Genomic DNA, 21,445 nt, shown 5'->3' on the forward strand with positions numbered 1-21,445 from the left:
AGAGCCCTGAAGCCATGCGGCGCTTGGTGATGCGCTGACGTGCGATCAGATCGAGAACGAAGAGCCGCAACCACAGGTGGTGCTGGCGTTCGGGTTCTTGATCACGAAACGCGAACCTTCCAGACCTTCCTGATAATCCACCTCGGCTCCTGCCAGGTACTGGAAGCTCATCGGGTCCACGACCAGGCTCACGCCTTCGCGCTCAACGATGGTGTCGTCATCGGCCACTTCTTCATCGAAGGTGAAACCGTACTGAAAACCTGAACAACCGCCGCCCGTAACGAATACGCGCAGCTTCAAGCGATCATTCCCCTCTTCATCGACCAGGCTCTTCACCTTGTGCGCGGCACCGTGGGTGAATTGCAAAGCGGTGGGGGTGAAGGATTCGACGCTCATGCTGACTATCTCCCGGCGTTACGCCGCCATAATGCGTGATGACGCGCATTATCCGCTTCTCCTAGAAAATTGGTCAACTATTGTTACGGTATATCAATAAACCCGATTGCCGGCTCCCAATGCAAAAAGGCCCTTTAACAGGGCCTTTTTGCTGAGCGGGATAAAGCCTTACGGCAGCATCCCCGCGTGGGACAGGCCCAGACGCTCATCCAGGCCAAACAGGATGTTCAGGTTCTGCACCGCCTGCCCGGACGCACCTTTGACCAGGTTGTCGATCACCGATAACACCACCACCAGATCACCCTCCTGCGGACGATGCACGGCGATGCGGCAAACGTTGGCGCCACGCACGCTACGGGTTTCCGGATGGCTGCCAGCTGGCATGACATCGACGAACGGTTCGTTGGCATAGCGTTTTTCAAACAGCGCTTGCAGATCCACCGAGCGATCCACGACGGTCGCATAGAGCGTCGAGTGAATGCCGCGAATCATGGGCGTCAGGTGCGGCACGAAGGTCAGGCCGACGTCCTTGCCCGCTGCGCGACGCAGCCCCTGGCGAATTTCCGGCAGGTGACGATGACCTTTGACGGCGTACGCCTTCATGCTTTCCGACGTCTCGGAGTACAGCGAACCGACAGACGCACCACGACCGGCACCGCTGACGCCGGACTTGCAGTCAGCGATCAGGCGAGTGGTGTCAGCCAGACCGGCTTCGAGCAAGGGCAGGAAACCCAATTGCGTCGCCGTCGGGTAGCAACCCGGTACGGCGATCAGGCGCGCCTGCTTGATCTGCTCGCGATTGACTTCCGGCAAGCCGTAGACCGCCTCCTCCAGCAATTCCGGCGCACCGTGCGGCTGGCCGTACCACTTGGCCCACTCATCGGCGTCTTGCAGACGGAAGTCCGCCGACAGGTCGATGACCTTGGTCCCGGCTGCCAGCAATTCACCCGCCAGCGCATGGGCAACACCGTGCGGCGTGGCGAAAAACACCACATCGCAGGCACCCAAGGTCTTGATGTCGGGAACGCTGAACGCCAAACCGTCGTAATGACCGCGCAGGTTCGGGTATAGATCAGCCACGGCCAGACCGGCCTCGGATCGGGAAGTGATCACTACCACTTCAGCTTGCGGATGCTGCGCCAACAGACGCAGCAGTTCGACACCGGTGTAACCCGTGCCGCCGACGATACCGACCTTGACCATAAACCTGCCCTCAACGAACCCACTGGAAAGCCGTCGATAATAGGGCCCGTATCGTTCTGCGACAACCGGCAAGGTGACGTGCGGAGCCTCAAGCCTCTACTATCCAGCCTACCGTGAACCTGGGAATAACTAAAAATGCTTTATCTGTGGCTCAAAGCGCTTCACATCGTCAGCATGGTCTGCTGGTTTGCCGGCCTGTTTTACCTGCCGCGCCTGTTCGTTTATCACGCGCAAAGCGAGGACACCGTCAGCAAGGAACGCTTCAGCCTCATGGAGCGCAAGTTGTACCGGGGCATCATGGGGCCGGCGATGATCGCCACCCTGATCTTCGGTATCGCACTGATCTACCTCAACCCGAGCATATTCAGCCAAGGCGCGTGGATTCACGCCAAGTTGACCCTGGTCGTGATCCTGATCGGCTACCACCATATGTGCGGCGCACAGGTAAAACGTTTTGCCCGTGGCGAAAACACCCGCAGCCATGTCTTTTATCGCTGGTTCAATGAAGTGCCGGTTCTGATATTGCTGGCTATCGTCATTCTGGTCGTGGTTCGGCCGTTCTAATTTCAATCAGCACAACTCACCGGGGTACTTCCAATGTCGCTGCCCGCTTTGCTCGAACAACGTTTGCGTCTGCCTGTGGTGGCGGCGCCGATGTTCCTGATTTCCAACCCGCAATTGGTGCTCGCCTGCTGCCGCAATGGCGTGGTGGGCAGCTTCCCCGCGCTGAACCAGCGCGAGAGCAGCGGCTTCAAGGCCTGGCTGGAAGAGATCGAAGCTGGGTTGGCGACACTGGAGAACCCCGCGCCGTACGCGGTGAACCTGATCGTCCACAACAGCAACCCGCGGCTGCAAGCGGACCTGGATATCTGCATCGAACACAAAGTGCCGATCGTGATCACCAGCCTCGGCGCGGTGAAAGAACTGGTCGATGCAGTTCACAGCTATGGCGGCCTGGTATTTCATGACGTGACGACCCGTCGTCATGCCGAGAAAGCCGCCGAGGCCGGTGTGGACGGTTTGATCGCCGTGGCTGCCGGCGCGGGTGGGCACGCCGGGACCTGGAGCCCGTTCTCGCTGATTGCCGAGATTCGCCAGTTCTTCGACAAAACCCTGTTGCTGGCCGGCTGCCTGAACCACGGCCACGAGATTCTCGCCGCGCAACTGCTCGGTGCGGACCTGGCCTACTTCGGTACACGATTTATCGGCACCACTGAAAGTCATGCACCTGACGCCTACAAGGAGATGCTACTGACCGCCAGAGCGGCGGACATCGTCCATACTCCAGCGGTGTCGGGCGTGCCGGCGAGCTTCATGCGCCAGAGCCTGGAGGCAGCGGGTTTCGACATGGCCGCGTTGCAAGGCAAGGGTGAAGTGAACTTCGGTTCCAAGCTCAAACCTATCAGCGATGAAGCCAAAGCCTGGAAAACCGTGTGGTCCGCGGGCCAGGGTGTCGGCGAAATCGACGATCTGCCGAGTGTCGATCAGTTGGTCGCACGCCTGGACGCCGAATACCGCAAGGCTTTGGAACTGGCGGCGCAGCTGCCGAAACGCTGGCCGCGCTGACGAGAAAGCTTGGCCAGCCGCACCTGGCTGGCCTTACACTGCGAGCGCCCCACATTCTCCATTCAGCACTCGCGACAAGGATGCCTCGCAATGAGCGAAAACCGTTTCAAGATCGTGTTCGACGGCGCTCTGTTGCCAGGTGTTGACGTCACCACGGCCAAGCTCAATCTCGCCGCGCTGTACAAAAGCGAAGTGGCTGCCGTCGAACGGCTGTTCAGCGGCAAGACGGTTACACTCAAGCGCGACCTGTCACAGGCAGACGCGCAGACTTACCTTCAGGCGCTGACGAAAACCGGCATCGATGCGCGAATCGAGAATGAACCCTCGATCGAACTGAACCTGGCCGATGCTCACGAACACATTCCTCCCAGTGCTCCACTGACGACCGATCCGGAATCACCGTACGCGCCGCCGCGCGCGGCTGTCGGTGAAGTGCTGCCGGAGTTCGCTCCGCTCAAGGCATTCAGCTTCGAGGGCCGTATCGGCCGCTTGCGTTTTCTCGCCTGGACCATGGCCCTGACGCTGGTGACGCTAGCCGTTGGCTCGGTGCTTGCCGTTTTTGGCTTGGCGCTTATCGGTACGGATTCGACCGCAGGCCTGATTCTCGGTGGCCTGGTGGTCTTTATCCTCGTGGTGGCGCTCGCGTTCGTCAGTATTCAGTTCTTCGTCCAGCGTCTACACGATATCGGTTGGTCCGGCTGGCTCTGGGTGCTGAACCTTGTGCCATTCGTGGGCAGCTTCTTCCCGTTTGTCATCATGGTGGTGCCGGGCAACGCCACCGCCAATCGGTACGGTGCGCCACCTCCGCCCAACAGCACAGCGGTCAAGGTGTTGTCGTCGCTGTGGATTGTGTTTGTCGCCATCGTCGTCCTTGGAGCACTGGCCGGAGGCATCACTGCCATTCAGGAAGAGTACGAAAGCGCTGCCGAAACCAGCTATGAAAGTGGCTCAGTGATTACCGATGAAGTCGAAGTAGAGCCCGCCGCCGAGGCAGAGGAGGCGCCAAATTCCGCTGACGATGCAGCCGAAGAAGCCCAGCCCCCTGTAGACTCTGCGAAAGAATGAACAGCGCTCCCCGCCCGTGACACCTGCGTCGCCGGCGCGGAGCTGTTGCGATGGAGAATTGCATGACCCGTTACGCTCTGATCACTGGCGCTTCCAGCGGCATCGGCCTGGCGATGGCCGAAGCGCTGGCCCGGCGCGGCCGCAGCCTGATCCTGGTGGCCCGACAGCGTGATCAGCTGGAAAGTATTGCGATTGAACTGACTCAACGTTTTGGCGTGGAAGTGTTGTTCCGTGCCTGCGACCTCAGCGAGCCGTTGCGGCTGTCCGGGTTTCTGCTGGAGCTGGAAGAGGGTGACCGACAGATCGATCTGCTGGTCAACTGCGCCGGCATCGGCACCTGCGGTCCCTTCCTGGCTCTGGACTGGATGACCGAGCAGGACCTGATCGAAGTGAACATTCTGGCGCTCACTCGCCTGTGTCACGCCATCGGCAACAGCATGGCGTTGCAGGGCGGCGGGCAGATTCTGAACGTCGCCTCGGTTGCGGCGTTCCATCCTGGCCCCTGGATGAGCACGTACTACGCCAGCAAAGCTTATGTGCTGCACTTTTCCGAAGGGCTGCGGGTCGAGCTGAAGAAGTGCGCGGTCAAGGTCTCGGTGCTCTGCCCCGGCCCGACCCATACGGCGTTTTTTCGCACCGCCCAGTTGGACACGGGCAAATTGATCGACAGCAAAATGCTCATGAGCCCTGAAGAAGTCGCGCTCTACACCGTGCGGGCCCTGGAGAAAAATCGCGCCATCATTATTCCGGGCCGTCGCAACCGCTGGCGCGCCTTCTTGCCTCGGCTGGGCTCGCGGTGGCTGACCCGGACAATCGCCGGCATGGTCAACAAGGCCTACTGCCCGCGCTGATCGAACCTCAAGGTAAAAGGCTGGGCTCGGGCATAACCCATGGTTACACTCAGGCCAGCCCAAACAACGGAGAAAACAGCTGTGGATACTCTGTTCACCAAGATCATCAGTCGGGAAATCCCGGCGAAGATCATTTACGAGGACGACCAGGTACTGGCCTTCCACGACATCAACCCACAGGCGCCGGTGCATTTTCTGGTCATCCCGAAAAAAGCGGTGCGCACCCTTAACGACCTCACCGAGGAAGACAAGGCATTGGCCGGGCACATCCTGTTCACCGCCCAGCGTCTGGCCTTGGAATTGGGTTGCGAGGAAGGTTTCCGCGTGGTCATGAACTGCAATGAGCTGGGCGGGCAGACCGTTTATCACATTCATATGCACGTGCTGGGTCAGCGTCAGATGCATTGGCCGCCGGGCTGATTATCACGCAGCCCTGTAGGAGCGAGGCTTGCCCGCGAAGAACGATAACGAGGTCATTCCGAATGACCGCGTCGCCCCTTTCGCGGGCAAGCCTCGCTCCTACAGATCGCGGTGTTATCCCGTGACCCAACGCAAACCTTCCCCGGCCGATTGGGTTAAACTGGCCGCCGAGATTCTTCCCGGAGGTCAGCATGACTACCCAACGTCACTACTCGCCGATTGACCGTCTTCTGCTGCAAGCCGATGCCGCGATGCGTACTTTGCTGCCTTCCAGTGGCCAGCCATACCGTCCGTCCCCCGCGATCGTGCAGCCGGATGCACAAATGAGCGACGAAGACACCCGGCACGTTGCCGGTCTGATGCGCATCAACCATACCGGTGAAGTCTGCGCCCAGGCGTTGTATCAGGGCCAGGCCCTGACCGCGAAGCTGCCGCAAGTGCGCGCCGCCATGGAACACGCCGCCGAAGAAGAAATCGACCACTTGGTCTGGTGCGAACAACGCATCCATCAGCTGGGCAGCCACACCAGCATTCTCAATCCGCTGTTCTATGGCATGTCGTTCGGGATTGGCGCAGTCGCCGGCTTGATCAGCGACAAAGTCAGCCTGGGCTTCGTTGCTGCCACTGAGCATCAGGTGTGCAAACACTTGAACGAACACCTTGAACAACTGCCGGCCGAGGACGAAAAATCCCGGGCAATCCTTGAACAGATGCGCATCGATGAAGAACATCACGCTGAAAGCGCGCTGGAGGCTGGCGGCTTCCGCTTCCCGGCTCCGGTGAAGTTCGGCATGAGCCTGATGGCCAAGGTGATGACCAAGAGTACTTATCGGATCTGATCTGACCTGTAGGAACAAGCTTGCTCCTACAACAAGGCCAATAAAAAGGCGACTGCCGTGAGGTAGTCGCCTTTTTTTGTGCTCGTGGTCGATTCAACCCAGTTCGATGATCTCGTAGTCGTGGGTGATCTCGACACCGGCCGCACCGAGCATGATCGAGGCCGAGCAATACTTCTCGGCGGACAGCTCGATGGCGCGTTTGACCTGGGCTTCTTTCAAGCCTCGGCCCTTGACCACGAAGCGCATGTGGATCTTGGTGAAGACTTTCGGGTCTTCAGTCGCACGCTCGGCTTCAAGGAAAGCTTCGCAGCTCTCGACGGCCTGGCGGGATTTCTTGAGGATGCTGACCACGTCAAAATTGCTGCAACCGCCGACACCCAGCAGGAGCATTTCCATCGGCCGGACACCCAGGTTGCGACCGCCGGCCTCGGGCGGACCGTCCATGACCACGACATGACCGCTGCCGGATTCGCCGAGGAACATGGCTTCGCCAGCCCATTGGATGCGTGCCTTCATCGCCAGACTCCACTGTATAAAAAAGGGTCGCCAGCTTAGCACAGGCCCCTTGATTGACAGCGCTCGCCTTCCTAGGACATAACCATCCGCGCTGTAGGTAAATTCTCGAATATTGCAGGAAGCGTCTGTTAAGCTGGCGCCAATTCGCTGGCGCATAGCCAGCTTTGTAGCCATAAGAAGATCACAGGCTTCGTCAGCGCCTACAAAAAAACCAAACACACCGTGCAGTCTTTTCGGGATACAACCATGGTTGCTATTGCCCCCACCCCCAAAATCAAGAACCTCGACAAACTATTGATGCATTGCCAGCGCCGTCGCTACGCGGCCAAGAGCAACATCATTTGTGCCGGCGACCGCTCGGAAACGCTGTTCTTCATCATCAAAGGCTCGGTTACGATCCTGATCGAGGATGACGATGGTCGCGAAATGATCATCGCCTACCTGAACACCGGGGACTTTTTCGGCGAGTTGGGCCTGTTTGAACAGGCCGGCCTGGAACAGGAGCGCAGCGCCTGGGTTCGCGCGAAGATCGAATGCGAAGTCGCGGAAATCAGCTACGCGAAATTCCGCGAACTGTCCCAACAAGATCCGGACATTCTTTACGTGCTGAGCGGACAAATCGCACAGCGCCTGCGCAATACCACCCGCAAGGTAGGCGATCTGGCGTTCTTCGATGTGACCGGTCGCGTCGCCCGCTGCCTGCTGGAACTGTGCAAACAGCCAGACGCCATGACCCACCCCGACGGCATGCAGATCAAAGTGACCCGTCAGGAAATCGGGCGGATTGTCGGTTGTTCACGGGAGATGGTCGGTCGCGTGCTCAAGGATCTGGAAGAACGCAACCTGGTGGATGTCAAAGGCAAGACCATGGTGGTCTTCGGTACGCGCTAAGTTCGCAAACTTAGCTGCTGAACATCTGCGCCAGCATTTGCCGGTAGAGTGCATCGAGACGTTGCAGCGCGTCAGGCGCGGCGAATTTTTCATGCAGGGCAATGTGGCTTTCGGCGCGCACCCGTTGCTCCAGACCGCAGGCCTCATTGAAGCGGTTGACCGCCGCTACCATCGACTCACGTTCGTTATCCAGCAACAACGCCCCGTGCACCAAGCCTACCGGACGCGAGCCACCCTTGCTCTGGCGCCAGCGCTGAGCGGTGCCTACCATTTTGCGGCCGTCGAGGTTGACGTTGAAACGACCGTCGCAGAACGCACCGTCAATTTCGCCCAACGATGAAACGCCTCCCAATTCATCAAGCAGCTGACAGATCGGGTCGCAGAGTCGGCGGTAGCCGGTTTCGATCCGGTTCTGATCACCTTCGCTGCGGGGTGGTGCGTAGACCAGGGCGATGTTGATCGTAGCGGCCGATTGTGGCACCGGTTCACCGCCGGTTTCGCGCAGCAGTACCGGCCAACCGGCAGCGGCGGAGACTTCGCAGGCGTGTTCGAAACCGGGCAATCGATTCAAACGGCGAGGCATGACCAGTGCCCGATCGCTGGGCTGCCAGAACAGCAGACCGAACTCGGAATCGCCGGTGCAGACATGGGCGAGCAGATCCTGTTCGGCAAGCAGGCCGGCTTCGACGGTCAGAGAGGTTGGGATCATAAAGTAATCCGTAAGGTTTCCAGCCTGTGGTGTTTCTTATGCCGCCTTCGCGAGCAAGCCCGCTCCCCCATTAGTCCGCGCTCACCCACACAACGCCGATCAAATGTGGGAGCGGGCTTGCTCGCGAAGGGCGCGCCTCGGTCGCCTGGCTGAACTCAGTCGAGTGTAGAACCGCTCACCGCAGTGCCACGCTCCGGAAAGAACAAACGCTGCAACTCGGTGCCTGGGCTTTCGGCGCGCATGAAGGCTTCGCCGACCAGGAATGCGTACACGTCGCTGATTTCCATCAGCTCGACATCGGCACGATTGAGGATGCCACTTTCGGTGATCACCAAACGATCACGCGGAATGCGCGGCAACAGGTCAAGCGTGGTTTCCAGGCTGACGTCGAAGGTGTGCAGGTTGCGGTTGTTGACACCCACCAATGGGGTGTCGAGGGTTTTCAAGGCCCGCTCCAGTTCGTCACCGTCGTGGACTTCCACCAGCACATCGAGACCAACGCTTTTGGCCACGGCCGCCAGCTCGGCCATTTTCACGTCGTCCAGTGCGGAGACGATCAACAGCACGCAATCGGCGCCCAACGCGCGGGCTTCGACGATCTGGTACGGATCGATCATGAAGTCCTTGCGGATCACCGGCAGGTTGCACGCCGCACGAGCCTGCTGCAGATATGCATCGGCGCCCTGGAAGTAATCGATATCGGTGAGCACCGAGAGGCAGGTCGCACCGCCCTTCTCGTAACTCCTGGCAATATCCGCCGGCACGAAGTTCTCGCGAATCACGCCTTTGCTCGGCGAAGCTTTCTTGATTTCAGCAATGACCGCCGGCTGCTTCAACTTGGCCTGAGCGATCAGTGCCTGGGCAAATCCACGGGGTGCATCGGCCGCCTTGGCCAGACTTTCCAGCTCGGCGAGGCTCACACGAGCACTGCGCTCGGCAACTTCCTGGACTTTGCGGGCCAGAATGTTTTCCAGAACCGTCGGTACACTCATCCCTCATTCTCCACTCGAAATACCGCGGTAAATGCACCCAGCTCCTCGAGTTTCTCCCGAGCGAGGCCGGTGTGCAGCGCGTCGTGCGCCAGGGCAACGCCCTCTTTCAAACTTGTTGCATGGTCAGCGGCATACAGTGCGGCACCGGCATTGAGCATGATCATTTCTGCAGCTTTCTGGCCGTTCTCGGTCTTGCGCTTGCCCAGGGCATCGCGGATCAGCTCAAGGGAGGCCGCCGGGCTGTCCACTGCCAGACCGTGCAGGCTCTGGCTCTTCATGCCCAGGTCTTCCGGCTCGACCCAATACTCGGTGACCTGATCGTTCTTCAGTTCCGCGACAAAGGTCGGTGCCGCCAGGCTGAACTCGTCCAGGCCATCCTTCGAATGCACCACCAGCACGTGTTTGCTGCCCAGACGCTGCAAGACTTCGGCCAATGGCCGGCACAACGCCTGGCTGAACACACCCACCACCTGATGCTTCACACCGGCCGGATTCGTAAGCGGGCCGAGCATGTTGAACAAGGTGCGCAGGCCAAGCTCCTTGCGCGGGCCGGCGGCATGCTTCATCGCACTGTGGTGGGTCTGGGCGAACATGAAACCAATGCCGACATTGTCGATGCAGCGAGCCACTTGAACCGGGGTCAGGTTCAGGTAGATACCCGCCGCCTCCAGCAAGTCGGCGCTGCCGCTTTTGCCCGAGACCGCACGGTTACCGTGCTTGGCGACGGTGCATCCCGCTGCTGCGACCACGAACGAGGAAGCGGTCGACACGTTGAAGATATTGGCACCGTCACCACCGGTGCCGACCACGTCGACAACGCCGTCGAGGGTCTTGAGTTCGACCTTGTCCGCCAGCTCGCGCATGACCGACACGGCGCCGACGATCTCGTCGATGCTTTCGCTCTTCATGCGCATGGCCATCATGAACGCGCCGATCTGCGCATCCGTGCATTGCCCGGTCATGATTTCGCGCATCACATCGCGCATTTCTTCGGTGCTGAGGTCAAGGTGGTCGACGATACGGCTCAGGGCTGTCTTGATGTTCATGATAAGTCCTTAGCGCGTGCCGCCGGTTTGTTTGAGGAAGTTGGCAAACAGTTCGTGGCCCTGTTCGGTCAGGATCGACTCAGGGTGAAACTGTACGCCCTCGATGTTCAATGTCTTGTGGCGCAGGCCCATGATCTCGTCGACCGAGCCGTCTTCGAGCTGGGTCCAGGCGGTCAGCTCCAGGCAGTCGGGCAGAGTTTCGCGCTTGACGATCAAAGAGTGGTAGCGCGTAACCGTGAGCGGATGATTCAAGCCTTCGAAAACGCCCTTGTCTTCGTGGAACACCGGGCTGGTCTTGCCATGCATGACCTGACGGGCGCGAACCACATCGCCGCCAAAGGCCTGGCCGATGGACTGGTGACCTAGGCAGACACCCAGGATCGGCAGCTTGCCGCCAAAGTGCTTGATCACGTCAATCGAGACGCCGGCTTCATTCGGGGTGCAAGGACCCGGGGAAACGACGATGCGCTCAGGATTGAGGGCTTCGATTTCGGCAATGGTGAGTTCATCGTTGCGCACGACTTTGACCTGGGAGCCTAGCTCACCCAGGTACTGCACAACGTTGTAGGTAAAAGAGTCGTAGTTATCGATCATCAGCAACATGGCGTTATGAACCTCTTGAATTCACTGACTTTAAGACAGCCTTCGAATGATTTACCCGCAGCGTCCTGCGCTTTGTCAGTCGCAGGGATCGCGCAGCAAAGCGGTGGGTATTACGGGTAAAGAAGGCAAAGCGGTAAAGATCCGGCCGGGCCGGCAGAAGGATTCAGGCGCGCCAACGCCAACGGGCGTGTGCCTTGATGACTTGATCCAGAAGTTTGCTGACGATCAACACGGGGAAGGTCTCATTTAAACGTCTTGGCACAGTAGCTTAGCTGGGCAGGGCGTGCAATATGGCGCGATACAAGCGCGTGAAACAATCGACAAGTTCGCGCCGAACGGCAACTGGCTCTATATTTTCTGGCACCGTCGTTTCGTTCACTAAAACAATAATCAAACGGACTTGCTCATGATCAAACAGACGTTGTATGTACCGCTTGCCGGCTGCTTGCTCGCCATGGCCTGCGCCCAGGCGATCGCGGCGCCCAATCCCTACTCGAACTTCATTGTCTTCGGCGACAGCCTCAACGATGCCGGGCAGTTTACCGATACGGGCGGCCCGCCCGGGTCGACGTTGCGTTTCACCAACCGGACCGGGCCTGTTTACCAGGATGGCAGCGGCGAAGTCTATTCCGCCAACTCGACACAATTGCTGGGCGGGCGACTCGGATTTTCAGCGGACGAGACAGCCGCGTCGACCTCGGCAGCGCGCGCCGGCCAAGGCCTGCCGGACGGCAACAATTGGGCGGTTGGCGGCTATCGCACCGACCAGATCCTCACGTCGATCACCACCGTGTCCGCCACGGGTGAACGTATACGCGCGGGTTATCTGCCGACAAACAACTTCAGTGCCGACCCGAACGCGCTGTATTACCTCTCCGGGGGCGGCAACGACTTTCTTCAGGGACGTGTGCAAAGTGGTGCCCAGGCAAATGCCGCTGCGGACCGCCTGGCGGACAGCGTCCAGGTCCTGCAGACCGCCGGTGCCCGGTACATCATGGTGTGGCTGCTGCCCGACCTGGGCCTGACGCCGGCCATCAATGGCACTCCCCTGCAAAATGCCACCTCACAACTGAGCAGCGCGTTCAACCGGCAATTGGTGACCCGTCTCGCAGGGATCGAAGCCGAAATCATCCCGCTGAACATTCCTTTGCTGTTGCAGGAAACCTTCGCCGACCCGGCGCGATTCGGCTTGGGCATCGGCCAGAATCTGACCGCGACGTGCTTCAGCGGTAACGGCTGCAACGAGAACGCCACTTATGGCATCAACAGTGCGACTCCAGATCCGACCAAGCTGATCTATAACGATGGCGTTCACCCGACGGAAACCGGGCAAAAGCTGATTTCCGACTACGCCTATTCCCTGCTGGCGGCGCCTTGGGAACTGACGTTGTTGCCGGAAATGGCCCACGCCACGTTACGCGCGCATCAGGATGAATTGCGCAGCCAATGGCAATCGGACTGGGAGAACTGGCAAGCGGTCGGCCAATGGCGCGCGATTGTCGCCGGCGGCGGTCAGCACCTCGATGTCGATAGCCAAAGCAGCGGCGCCAGCGCTGATGGCAGCGGCTACAACCTGAATATCGGTGGCAGCTATCGCCTCAATGAGGCCTGGCGTGTCGGTGTGGCGGCAGGCTTCTATCGTCAGAATCTAGAGGCCGGCAGTAACGATTCGGACTACAAACTCAACAGCTACCTGGCGACTCTCTTTGCCCAGTTCCAGCAGAACCGCTTTTGGGCTGATGCCGCGTTGACCGGTGGCAAGCTGGACTATGACAACCTCAAACGCAAATTCGACCTGGGTGCCAGCGAAGGTGCGGAAAAAGGTGATACCGATGGCTATCTCTGGGCCTTCAGCACACGGGTCGGCTACGACATTGCGCAGCCGGGCAGCGAGTGGCACCTGTCGCCGTTCATCAGTGCTGATTACGCGAAGGTGGAAGTCGATGGTTACTCGGAAAACGACAACCGTTCCACGGCCTTGACTTTTGATGATCAGAAGCGCGATTCAAAACGTCTTGGGGTCGGGCTCCAGGGTAAATTCCAGATCACCCCGCAGACTCAAGTGTTTGGCGAATATGCCTACGAGCGTGAGTATGAAGATGACGTGCAGAAGGTGAACATTGCCCTCAATAGTCTGCCGTCCCTCGACTTCACGCTTGATGGGTATACACCGCAAAGCCACCTGAATCGCGTGAGCCTGGGGGTCAGCCACAAATTGACGGCCGACCTGGCGCTGCGTGGCGGGTACACGTTTCGTAAAGACGATGACTTTACCCAGCAAGGGGTGACGGTTGGGGTTGCGTTGGACTTCTGATTCGGCAAAACACAGGCACAAAAAAACGCGGAGCCCTCACCGGCGCCGCGTTTTTTTTATGCTGGTGAGATCCTTGTGGGAGCGAGCCTGCTCGCGAAAGCGGTGGATCAGACAACATCAATGTTGGCTGTACCGGCCTCTTCGCGGGCAAGCCTTGCTCCTACAAAAAGCGATGCGGTGAACTCAGCTTTCCGGGGTTTGTTCGGCCAGGGCTACGGCGCGGAACATGGCGCGGCGCTTGTTCAGGGTTTCTTCCCATTCCAGCGCCGGCACCGAGTCGGCAACGATGCCGCCACCGGCCTGCACATGCAGTTCGCCGTTCTTGATCACTGCGGTGCGGATCGCGATGGCAGTGTCCATGTTGCCGTTCCAGGCGAAGTAACCGACCGCGCCGCCGTAGACGCCCCGCTTGACCGGCTCCAGTTCGTCGATGATTTCCATCGCGCGGATCTTCGGTGCGCCCGACAAGGTGCCCGCCGGCAGGATCGCCCGCAGAGCGTCCATCGCCGTCAGCCCGGCTTTCAATTGGCCGGTCACGTTGGACACGATGTGCATCACGTTGGAATAACGCTCGATGACCATCTTCTCGGTGAGTTTTACCGAACCGATTTCCGAAACACGCCCCGTGTCGTTACGACCCAGGTCAATCAGCATCAAGTGCTCGGCGATTTCCTTGTCGTCGGACAGCAGGTCTTTTTCCAGTGCCAGGTCAGCTTCTTCGTTGGCCCCGCGTGGGCGAGTACCGGCAATCGGGCGCACGGTGATCAAGTTGTCTTCGACCCGCACCAGCACTTCCGGCGAACTGCCGACGACATGGAAGTCGCCGAAGTTGAAGAAGTACATGTAAGGCGTCGGATTGAAGCAGCGCAGCGCCCGGTACAGATCGATCGGTGCCGCCTTGAAGTCGATCGACATGCGCTGGGACGGGACGACCTGCATGCAGTCACCGGCCAGGATGTATTCCTTGATGGTGTCGACGGCTTTTTCGTAATCGCCCTGGGTGAAACTGGAGCGGAACACCGGATCAGCGGATTGCTGCTTGCTGAAGTCCAGGCCACGGCGCGGGGTGATCGGCTGGCGGAGTTTCTCCAGCAGCTCTTCCAGCCGTGCCTGACCTTGCTCGAACGCATCGGCCTGCGAGGGATCAGCCAGGACAATCGCGTGCATCTTGCCAGCGAGGTTGTCGAACACCACCACCGCGTCGGAAACCATCAGCAGAATGTCCGGCACGCCCAGCGGATCGGGATTCGGGCACTTGCCCAGGCGTTTTTCCACATAGCGCACGCAGTCGTAACCGAAGTAACCCACCAGACCACCGTTGAAACGCGGCAGGCCGGGGATCGTCGGCACGTTGTAGCGGGCTTTGAATGCTTCGACGAAGGCCAGTGGATCTTCGGCTTCGTGGCTTTCAATCTCGATGCCGTCGTGGGTCACGCTCACCTGGTGATCATGCACGCGCAACACGGTGCGGCACGGCAGGCCGATGATCGAGTAACGGCCCCATTTCTCGCCGCCCTGCACCGATTCCAGCAGGTAGGAGTTGGGCTCGTCGGCCAGTTTCAGGTAGATCGACAGCGGCGTGTCGAAGTCGGCCAGGGTTTCGCAGGCAAGCGGGATGCGGTTGTAGCCGGCAGCGGCCAAACGCAGGAATTCTTCGCGGATCATGGGGTAGCCTCGTGGCTTGAGGGTCTATCAGTCAGGTATGCAAACGCGCCGGTACGCCGGCCAGGAACAAGTCAGGCGCGCCAACGCCAACGGGCCAGGGCCTTGATGACTTTCATCCAGAGTTTGCGAGTGACCACCACGATGGCGTTTCCAGAAGGGGGTTGAACAGCGTCGGCCAACGTTATCTCAGCGGCCGGATCCAGGCAACCGCGAATTAGCTTGCGCAGATCGTCGATCACCAGCGCCGGCGACTCTTCGGCAATCGGTCGGCCGTGGTTATAGCCGTAGCTGAGCGCCACGCACTTGACCCCCGCCGCTTTCGCCGCCAGCACATCGCTGCGCGAGTCACCGACGAACAACGATTGCGAGGCCGGAATGTTGGCCATTTTCATCACGAAAAACAGCGCGGCCGGGTCCGGTTTCTTCTGTGGCAGGGTGTCGCCGCCGATGATCCATTTGAAGTAACGGCCGATCTTCATCTGATCCAGCAGCGGCGCGACGAAGCGTTCCGGCTTGTTGGTGATCAGCGCCATCTCGACGCCCTGTTTGTGCAGCCATTTCAGGGTGTCACGCACGCCGGGATAGACCACGGTCAGTTCGTGCCCATCCTCATAAAAGCCGTTGAACAATTCCAGGGCATACTCGGCCTCGACATCATCGACATCCTTGGCGTCGATATGGTTGGCCAGCGCCCGGCGCACCAGCATCTGCACGCCATTACCGACCCAATCGCGCACCGATTCGATGCCGGCAGGCTTGCGGCCGAGTTTGAGCAGCATGTTATCCACAGCCGCCGCGAGGTCGGGGACCGAATCGACCAGAGTGCCATCCAGATCGAACATCACCAGCCGCGGCAGACGCCCCGGGAACAGTTGCTCAAAGCCACTCATGGACGAGCCAACGCCAGTTCGGAACGCATCTTTTCAATCACCTCTTGGTAGTTCGGTGCATTGAAGATCGCCGAGCCGGCGACGAACGTGTCGGCGCCAGCGGCCGCGATTTCGCGAATGTTGTTCACGTTCACGCCGCCGTCGATTTCCAGACGAATGTCACGGCCGGAAGCATCGATCAGCGCTCGCGCTTCGCGCAGCTTATCGAGGGTGCCGGGAATGAACTTCTGCCCGCCGAAGCCCGGATTGACGCTCATCAGCAGGATCATGTCGACCTTGTCCATTACGTACTTGAGCACGTCCAGCGGGGTCGCCGGGTTGAACACCAGGCCCGACTTGCAGCCGCCTTCGCGGATCAGTTGCAGGGAACGATCGACGTGTTGCGTGGCTTCCGGGTGGAAGGTGATGTAGGTCGCGCCGGCTTCGATGAAGTCACCGACGATGCGATCCACCGGGCTGACCATCAGGTGCGCGTCGATCGGCGCGGTCACGCCATACTTGCGCAGCGCGGCGCAGACCATCGGGCCGATGGTCAGGTTCGGCACGTAGTGGTTGTCCATGACATCGAAGTGCACGAAGTCGGCACCGGCGGCCAGGACGTTGTCCACTTCTTCACCCAGGCGGGCGAAGTCGGCGGAGAGAATCGACGGAGCAATGACGAAGGGCTGCATGACGCACCTTTTTTGAGCAGAATCACGATGGCGCGCATTGTATACCGCATGCTTTGGCGCGCGCACCGTGACTGCGATGATCAGTAAGCCGCTCGGTAGATCTTCTCGATATCGACCGCACTCAGTTTGCGCGGATTGTTGCGCATCAGGCGCTCAATTCCCGCCGCTTCCACAGCCATGGCCGGAATGGCGTCTTCTGGAACGCCGAAGCTGCGCAGGCCCGGCGGGATTTCCACCGCCGCGCACAACTCGGTCATCGCCTCCACCGCCTTATCGGCCGCTTGATTGGCGCTCAGATGAGCGGTCTTCACCCCCATGGCCTCGGCGATATCCTGCATGCGCTCCACGCAGGCCATTTTGTTCCAGGTCATCACATACGGCAGCAGCAAAGCGTTGCTGACGCCGTGGGCAATGTTGAAGCGCCCGCCCAGCGGATAGGCCAGCGCGTGCACCGCGCCGACCCCGGCATTGCCGAACGCCATGCCGGCCATCAGGCTGGCGGTGGCCATGTCTTCGCGGGCCTGCAGGTTGGACGGATTGGCGTAGGCCTTGGGCAACGCCTTGGCGATCAGTTTGATGGCGCCGATGGCCAGGGCATCGGTAATCGGCGAGGCATTCAAAGACAGGTAGGATTCGATGGCATGCACCAGCGCATCGACGCCACTGGCGGCCGTGACGCTGCGCGGACAGGTCAGGGTCATTTGCGGGCTGACCAGCGCCACGTCCGGTAATAGATAGTCGCTGACGATGCCTTTCTTCAGCTGCGCGACCTTGTCGGAGAGGATCGCCACGTTGGTGACTTCCGAGCCGGTGCCGGCGGTGGTCGGGATGGCGATCAGCGGCGGGCCTTTGCGCGGTACCTGATCGATGCCGAACAAATCCTCCAGCGCCCCGTGGTAACCGGCATACGCCGCGACGCTCTTGGCGATGTCGATCGCACTGCCACCGCCCAGGCCGATCAGCCCGTCATGCCCGCCTTCGCGGTAAACCCGCATGCAGTCTTCGACGATGGCGATTTCCGGGTCCGGCAGCACACGGTCGAAAATCTCGTAGGTCCGATCCCCCAGCTGCGCCAGCGCCAGCTCTACCGTGCCGGACTTGACCAGTGCCGCGTCGGTGACGATCAGCGGGTTGTCGATGTCCAGCCGCGTCAGCTCGGCGGCCAGTTGCTCGATGGCACCTGCGCCGGTGATCAGTTTGTGAGCGATTTTGAAAGAGGAAAGACTCATGTGCGCAGCCTCTTATAGATAGGGGAGCTGGGCACAATAGTAGCTGGGGATTGGGGTTTGTCTGCTATTCAGGGTGTGAATGACCAACGATCCCGAAACCACCACAAAACAACTGTGGGAGCGAGCCTGCTCGCGATGGCGGTGTGACAGTCAACATCAATGTTGAATGTCAGGTCGCTATCGCGAGCAGGCTCGCTCCCACAGGGGATGGTGTGAGCCGTCAGACCTGGGCGGTGCGCAGTTTCTCGCTGCGCCCGCGCAGCCATTCCAGGGTCAGCAGCAGGATCACCGAGAAGGCGATCAGCAGCGTCGCGGCGGCGGCGATGGTCGGGCTGAGGTTTTCGCGGATGCCGCTGAACATCTGCCGTGGCAAGGTCGCTTGTTCCGGACCGGCGAGGAACAGCGTCACGACCACTTCATCGAACGACGTGGCGAACGCAAACAGCGCACCGGAAATCACCCCAGGCGCGATCAGCGGCAAGGTCACTCGACGGAACGCCGTCAGCGGCGAAGCACCGAGGCTGGCAGCGGCGCGCACCAGGTTGTGGTTAAACCCTTGCAACGTCGCCGACACGGTGATGATTACAAACGGCACACCCAACACCGCATGCACCACGATCAGCGAGAAGAAGCTGTTGCCCAGCCCCAACGGCGCGAAGAACAGATAACTGGCGACACCGATGATCACCACCGGCACCACCATCGGCGAAATCACCAGTGCCATCACCAGCGGCTTGCCCGGGAAGTCGCCACGGGTCAGGCCAATCGCCGCCAGCGTACCGAAGATCATCGCCAGCACCGTGGCCGCCGGGGCGACGATGATGCTGTTCTTCAAGGCGCGCATCCATTCGGCCGAGGCGAAGAAATCGTGATACCACTGCAGCGAGAAACCCTGCAGCGGGTACACCAGAAAACTCCCGGAGTTGAACGACAGCGGAATGATCACCAGCACCGGCAGAATCAGGAACAACAGAATCAAGCCGCAGAGAATCCGCAAGCTGTAGAACCACACCCGTTCAATGGGCGACATATAAGGACTCAGCATTTCGTTCTCCCCTTAGCTCAGGCGCAGGCGACTGGCGCCCACCAGCCAGCTGTAAATCAGATAAAGCACCACGGTCGCCAATAGCAGCAGCCCACCGAGCGCGGTCGCCATGCCCCAGTTGATGCTGGTGTTGGTGTAGAAGGCGACGAAGTAACTGACCATCTGGTCGTTCGGACTGCCCAGCAACGCCGGGGTGATGTAGTAGCCAATCGCGAGGATGAACACCAACAGGCACCCGGCGCCGACGCCGGCATAGGTCTGCGGGAAGTACACCCGCCAGAAACTGGCGAACGGGTGGCAGCCGAGGGAAATCGCGGCGCGCATGTAGGTCGGCGAGATGCCTTTCATCACGCTGTAGATCGGCAGAATCATGAACGGCAGCAAGATGTGCACCATCGAGATGTAGACCCCGGTGCGGTTGAACACCAGCTCCAGCGGCTTATCGATGATGCCCATCGCCATCAGGCCGCTGTTGATCAGCCCGCCCGATTGCAGCAACACGATCCACGCCGCCACTCGCACCAGGATCGAGGTCCAGAACGGCAGCAGCACCAGAATCATCAGCAGGTTGCTTTGCCGAGATGGCAGGTTCGCCAGCAGGTAAGCCAACGGATAGGCCAGCACCAGGCAGATGGCGGTGATGATCAGGCCCATCCAGAAGGTGCGGGCGAAGATGTCGAGGTAGATCGCCTGGTCCGGGGTGGCTGGGGCCACTTCGCCGAGATCGTCGATGCGATGATCGACGGCCGCCAGCAGGTAATACGGTGTGATGCTGCTGGTGTTACGGCGTACGGCTTGCCAGTAGGCCGGGTCGCCCCAACGCTCGTCGAGCCCTTCCAGCGCTTCTTTATAAGAGGCCGGCTCTGTGGCAAACGGCAAGGCGCGGGCGGTTTTGGTCAGCAGGCTGCGGTAGCCGGCCAACTCCATGTTCAAGCGCTTGGACAAGTCGCCCAACGTCTGATTCTTGCGGGCTTCAGCGAGGTCTTCGCTGGCCGCCTTGTAAACCGGTTCAGCGGGCAGGCCTCGGCCGTCCCAACTGGCGATGGCCGCCACGGTGCGCGGCATGCCGCCGACCACTTCCGGGTTACCCACGCTTTTGTAGAGCAGCGCCACGATCGGCACCAGGAACACCAGCAACAGAAACAGCACCAATGGCGCGATCAAGGCTTGTGCTTTCCAGCGGTTGATCCGCTCGGCGTGCTTGAGCCGCTGCTTCAAGGTGGGGTCAGTGCCCGCGTTCAGGGGAATGGCGGTGGCCATGGCGTACTCCGGAAATCTTTGATCGTTACAGAGGCAGGCAGGCCACCTCTGTTCTTGTTAGCGATACATCCCCCTGTAGGAGCGAGGCTTGCCCGCGAAAGCGTCTGCACATTCAACATTGACGTCGACTGACACGCCGCCTTCGCGGGCAAGCCTCGCTCCTACAGGGGTGGGTAAGCCCTCGGGTGGGCTTACTTCGCAGCCCAGGAATTGAAGCGCTGTTCCAGTTGCTCGCCGTTGTCAGCCCAGAAGCTGACGTCGATCTGCACCTGGTTGGCGATGTTTTCCGGGGTGGTCGGCATGTCTTTCAGGACATCCTTGGCCAGCAACGGTACTGCCTGGATATTGGCCGGACCGTAGGCGATGTTTTCCGAGTAGGTCTTCTGCTGCTGCGGCTGTACCGAGAAGGCGATGAATTTCTTCGCCGCTTCGGCGCGCTTGGCGTCCAGACCTTTTGGAATGGCCCATGCGTCGAAGTCGTAGATGCCGCCGTTCCACACCACTTTCAGGTTGCTTTCTTTCTGCACGGCCGCGATCCGGCCGTTGTAGGCCGAGCTCATGACCACGTCACCGGAAGCGAGGTATTGCGGCGGTTGTGCGCCGGCTTCCCACCACTGAATGCTTGGTTTCAGCTCATCGAGTTTCTTGAACGCGCGGTCCTGACCATCCTTGCCGGCCAGTACTTTGTAGACGTCTTTGGGCGCAACGCCATCAGCCATCAGCGCGAATTCCAGGGTGTACTTGGCGCCCTTACGCAGGCCGCGTTTGCCCGGGAACTTCTTGGTGTCCCAGAAATCCACCCAACTGGTTGGCGCGGAGGCCAGCTTGTCGGCGTTGTAGGCCAACACGGTCGACCACACGAAGAAGCCCACGCCGCAAGGCTGGATAGCGCCTTTGACGTAGTCTTCGGACTTGCCGAACAGCTTCGGATCAAGTTGCTCGAACATGTCTTCGTCGCAACCACGGGACAGTTCTGGCGATTCAACTTCTACCAGGTCCCAGGACACGCTCTTGGTGTCGACCATGGCTTTGACCTTGGCCATCTCGCCGTTGTACTCGCCCGCCACGATCTTGCCGTTGCCTGCCGCTTCCCACGGTGCGTAGAAGGCTTTGACCTGCGCAGCCTTGTTCGCTCCGCCAAAGGACACCACGGTCAGGTCCGGGCCCGCCGCCATCGCGTGCGCCGCGCCGATCATGCCCATGACCAAAGCGGTGAATTTCAGGGATCTCAACATTTATTGTTCTCTCCACGTGCAGGGTTGGGTGTTGTTGAA

At 60.0% G+C, this 21,445-nt stretch carries 22 protein-coding genes; 8 read left to right on the forward strand and 14 right to left on the reverse strand.

Going from position 1 to position 21,445, the window contains the following annotated elements; genetic code table 11:
* Nucleotides 1-45 precede the first annotated feature (45 nt).
* Nucleotides 46-396, reverse strand: a complete 351-nt coding sequence (erpA, locus tag ACA057_RS28550) for an iron-sulfur cluster insertion protein ErpA (protein ID WP_007947969.1) — start codon at nt 394-396, stop codon at nt 46-48.
* A 168-nt stretch (nt 397-564) separates the two neighbouring features.
* Nucleotides 565-1,599, reverse strand: a complete 1,035-nt coding sequence (gene argC / locus ACA057_RS28555) for an N-acetyl-gamma-glutamyl-phosphate reductase (RefSeq protein WP_497344135.1) — start codon at nt 1,597-1,599, stop codon at nt 565-567.
* A 135-nt stretch (nt 1,600-1,734) separates the two neighbouring features.
* Here argC and hemJ point away from each other — a divergent pair, with 135 nt between their 5' ends.
* From hemJ to coq7, 6 genes are all read left to right on the forward strand, one after another.
* Nucleotides 1,735-2,163, forward strand: a complete 429-nt coding sequence (gene hemJ / locus ACA057_RS28560; RefSeq protein ID WP_403025846.1) for a protoporphyrinogen oxidase HemJ — start codon at nt 1,735-1,737, stop codon at nt 2,161-2,163.
* 33 nt (nt 2,164-2,196) lie between these two features.
* Nucleotides 2,197-3,165, forward strand: coding sequence for an NAD(P)H-dependent flavin oxidoreductase (locus ACA057_RS28565; protein ID WP_497344137.1), 969 nt, complete (start codon nt 2,197-2,199; stop codon nt 3,163-3,165).
* A gap of 90 nt (nt 3,166-3,255) precedes the next feature.
* A complete protein-coding gene (locus ACA057_RS28570; RefSeq protein WP_497350046.1) occupies nt 3,256-4,230 on the forward strand; it encodes a DUF805 domain-containing protein in 975 nt (324 codons plus the stop codon).
* A gap of 62 nt (nt 4,231-4,292) precedes the next feature.
* Entirely contained in the window at nt 4,293-5,081 is a 789-nt protein-coding gene (locus ACA057_RS28575) for an SDR family NAD(P)-dependent oxidoreductase (protein ID WP_497344139.1), read from the forward strand.
* Nucleotides 5,082-5,162: 81 nt separating this feature from the next.
* Nucleotides 5,163-5,501: a histidine triad nucleotide-binding protein gene (locus ACA057_RS28580; RefSeq protein ID WP_497344141.1), complete on the forward strand. Its 339-nt coding sequence runs from the start codon at nt 5,163-5,165 to the stop codon at nt 5,499-5,501.
* A gap of 191 nt (nt 5,502-5,692) precedes the next feature.
* Entirely contained in the window at nt 5,693-6,340 is a 648-nt protein-coding gene (gene coq7 / locus ACA057_RS28585; protein ID WP_497344143.1) for a 2-polyprenyl-3-methyl-6-methoxy-1,4-benzoquinone monooxygenase, read from the forward strand.
* A 93-nt stretch (nt 6,341-6,433) separates the two neighbouring features.
* Here the strand turns inward: coq7 and ACA057_RS28590 are convergent, their stop codons facing one another.
* On the reverse strand, nt 6,434-6,856 hold the full coding sequence (locus tag ACA057_RS28590) for an OsmC family protein (RefSeq protein ID WP_497344145.1): 423 nt from the start codon (nt 6,854-6,856) through the stop codon (nt 6,434-6,436).
* A 246-nt stretch (nt 6,857-7,102) separates the two neighbouring features.
* Between ACA057_RS28590 and crp the strand changes: the two genes are divergently transcribed.
* Nucleotides 7,103-7,747: a cAMP-activated global transcriptional regulator CRP gene (gene crp / locus ACA057_RS28595; RefSeq protein ID WP_401363582.1), complete on the forward strand. Its 645-nt coding sequence runs from the start codon at nt 7,103-7,105 to the stop codon at nt 7,745-7,747.
* Nucleotides 7,748-7,757: 10 nt separating this feature from the next.
* Here the strand turns inward: crp and ACA057_RS28600 are convergent, their stop codons facing one another.
* The 4 genes from ACA057_RS28600 to ACA057_RS28615 form a co-directional block, all read right to left on the reverse strand.
* Nucleotides 7,758-8,456 (reverse strand): lipoate--protein ligase family protein, encoded by a 699-nt coding sequence (locus tag ACA057_RS28600; RefSeq protein WP_497344146.1) that lies wholly within the window; start codon nt 8,454-8,456, stop codon nt 7,758-7,760.
* 155 nt (nt 8,457-8,611) lie between these two features.
* On the reverse strand, nt 8,612-9,448 hold the full coding sequence (trpC, locus tag ACA057_RS28605; RefSeq protein ID WP_401363577.1) for an indole-3-glycerol phosphate synthase TrpC: 837 nt from the start codon (nt 9,446-9,448) through the stop codon (nt 8,612-8,614).
* Nucleotides 9,445-10,494 (reverse strand): anthranilate phosphoribosyltransferase, encoded by a 1,050-nt coding sequence (trpD, locus tag ACA057_RS28610; RefSeq protein ID WP_059407367.1) that lies wholly within the window; start codon nt 10,492-10,494, stop codon nt 9,445-9,447. Before trpD ends, trpC begins: the two co-directional genes overlap by 4 nt.
* A 9-nt stretch (nt 10,495-10,503) precedes the next feature.
* Nucleotides 10,504-11,097, reverse strand: a complete 594-nt coding sequence (locus ACA057_RS28615; RefSeq protein WP_033056198.1) for an aminodeoxychorismate/anthranilate synthase component II — start codon at nt 11,095-11,097, stop codon at nt 10,504-10,506.
* Between the two features lie 406 nt (nt 11,098-11,503).
* Here ACA057_RS28615 and estP point away from each other — a divergent pair, with 406 nt between their 5' ends.
* On the forward strand, nt 11,504-13,411 hold the full coding sequence (gene estP, locus ACA057_RS28620) for an esterase EstP (RefSeq protein ID WP_497344149.1): 1,908 nt from the start codon (nt 11,504-11,506) through the stop codon (nt 13,409-13,411).
* 183 nt (nt 13,412-13,594) lie between these two features.
* On the opposite strand, the gene trpE is transcribed toward estP, so the two are convergent.
* The 7 genes from trpE to ACA057_RS28655 form a co-directional block, all read right to left on the reverse strand.
* Nucleotides 13,595-15,076, reverse strand: a complete 1,482-nt coding sequence (trpE, locus tag ACA057_RS28625; protein ID WP_401363567.1) for an anthranilate synthase component I — start codon at nt 15,074-15,076, stop codon at nt 13,595-13,597.
* Between the two features lie 71 nt (nt 15,077-15,147).
* On the reverse strand, nt 15,148-15,966 hold the full coding sequence (locus ACA057_RS28630) for a phosphoglycolate phosphatase (RefSeq protein ID WP_497344152.1): 819 nt from the start codon (nt 15,964-15,966) through the stop codon (nt 15,148-15,150).
* Nucleotides 15,963-16,637, reverse strand: coding sequence for a ribulose-phosphate 3-epimerase (gene rpe, locus ACA057_RS28635; RefSeq protein WP_008035979.1), 675 nt, complete (start codon nt 16,635-16,637; stop codon nt 15,963-15,965). Before rpe ends, ACA057_RS28630 begins: the two co-directional genes overlap by 4 nt.
* Nucleotides 16,638-16,717: 80 nt before the next feature.
* Nucleotides 16,718-17,866, reverse strand: a complete 1,149-nt coding sequence (locus ACA057_RS28640) for an iron-containing alcohol dehydrogenase (RefSeq protein ID WP_401363562.1) — start codon at nt 17,864-17,866, stop codon at nt 16,718-16,720.
* A gap of 220 nt (nt 17,867-18,086) precedes the next feature.
* Nucleotides 18,087-18,911: an ABC transporter permease gene (locus tag ACA057_RS28645; RefSeq protein ID WP_307342881.1), complete on the reverse strand. Its 825-nt coding sequence runs from the start codon at nt 18,909-18,911 to the stop codon at nt 18,087-18,089.
* A 12-nt stretch (nt 18,912-18,923) separates the two neighbouring features.
* Entirely contained in the window at nt 18,924-20,171 is a 1,248-nt protein-coding gene (locus tag ACA057_RS28650; RefSeq protein ID WP_059407373.1) for an ABC transporter permease, read from the reverse strand.
* 191 nt (nt 20,172-20,362) lie between these two features.
* Nucleotides 20,363-21,406: an ABC transporter substrate-binding protein gene (locus tag ACA057_RS28655; protein WP_497344155.1), complete on the reverse strand. Its 1,044-nt coding sequence runs from the start codon at nt 21,404-21,406 to the stop codon at nt 20,363-20,365.
* Between the last annotated feature and the right edge of the window lie 39 nt (nt 21,407-21,445).

The sequence above is a fragment of the Pseudomonas sp. LBUM1661 genome, assembly GCF_059695925.1.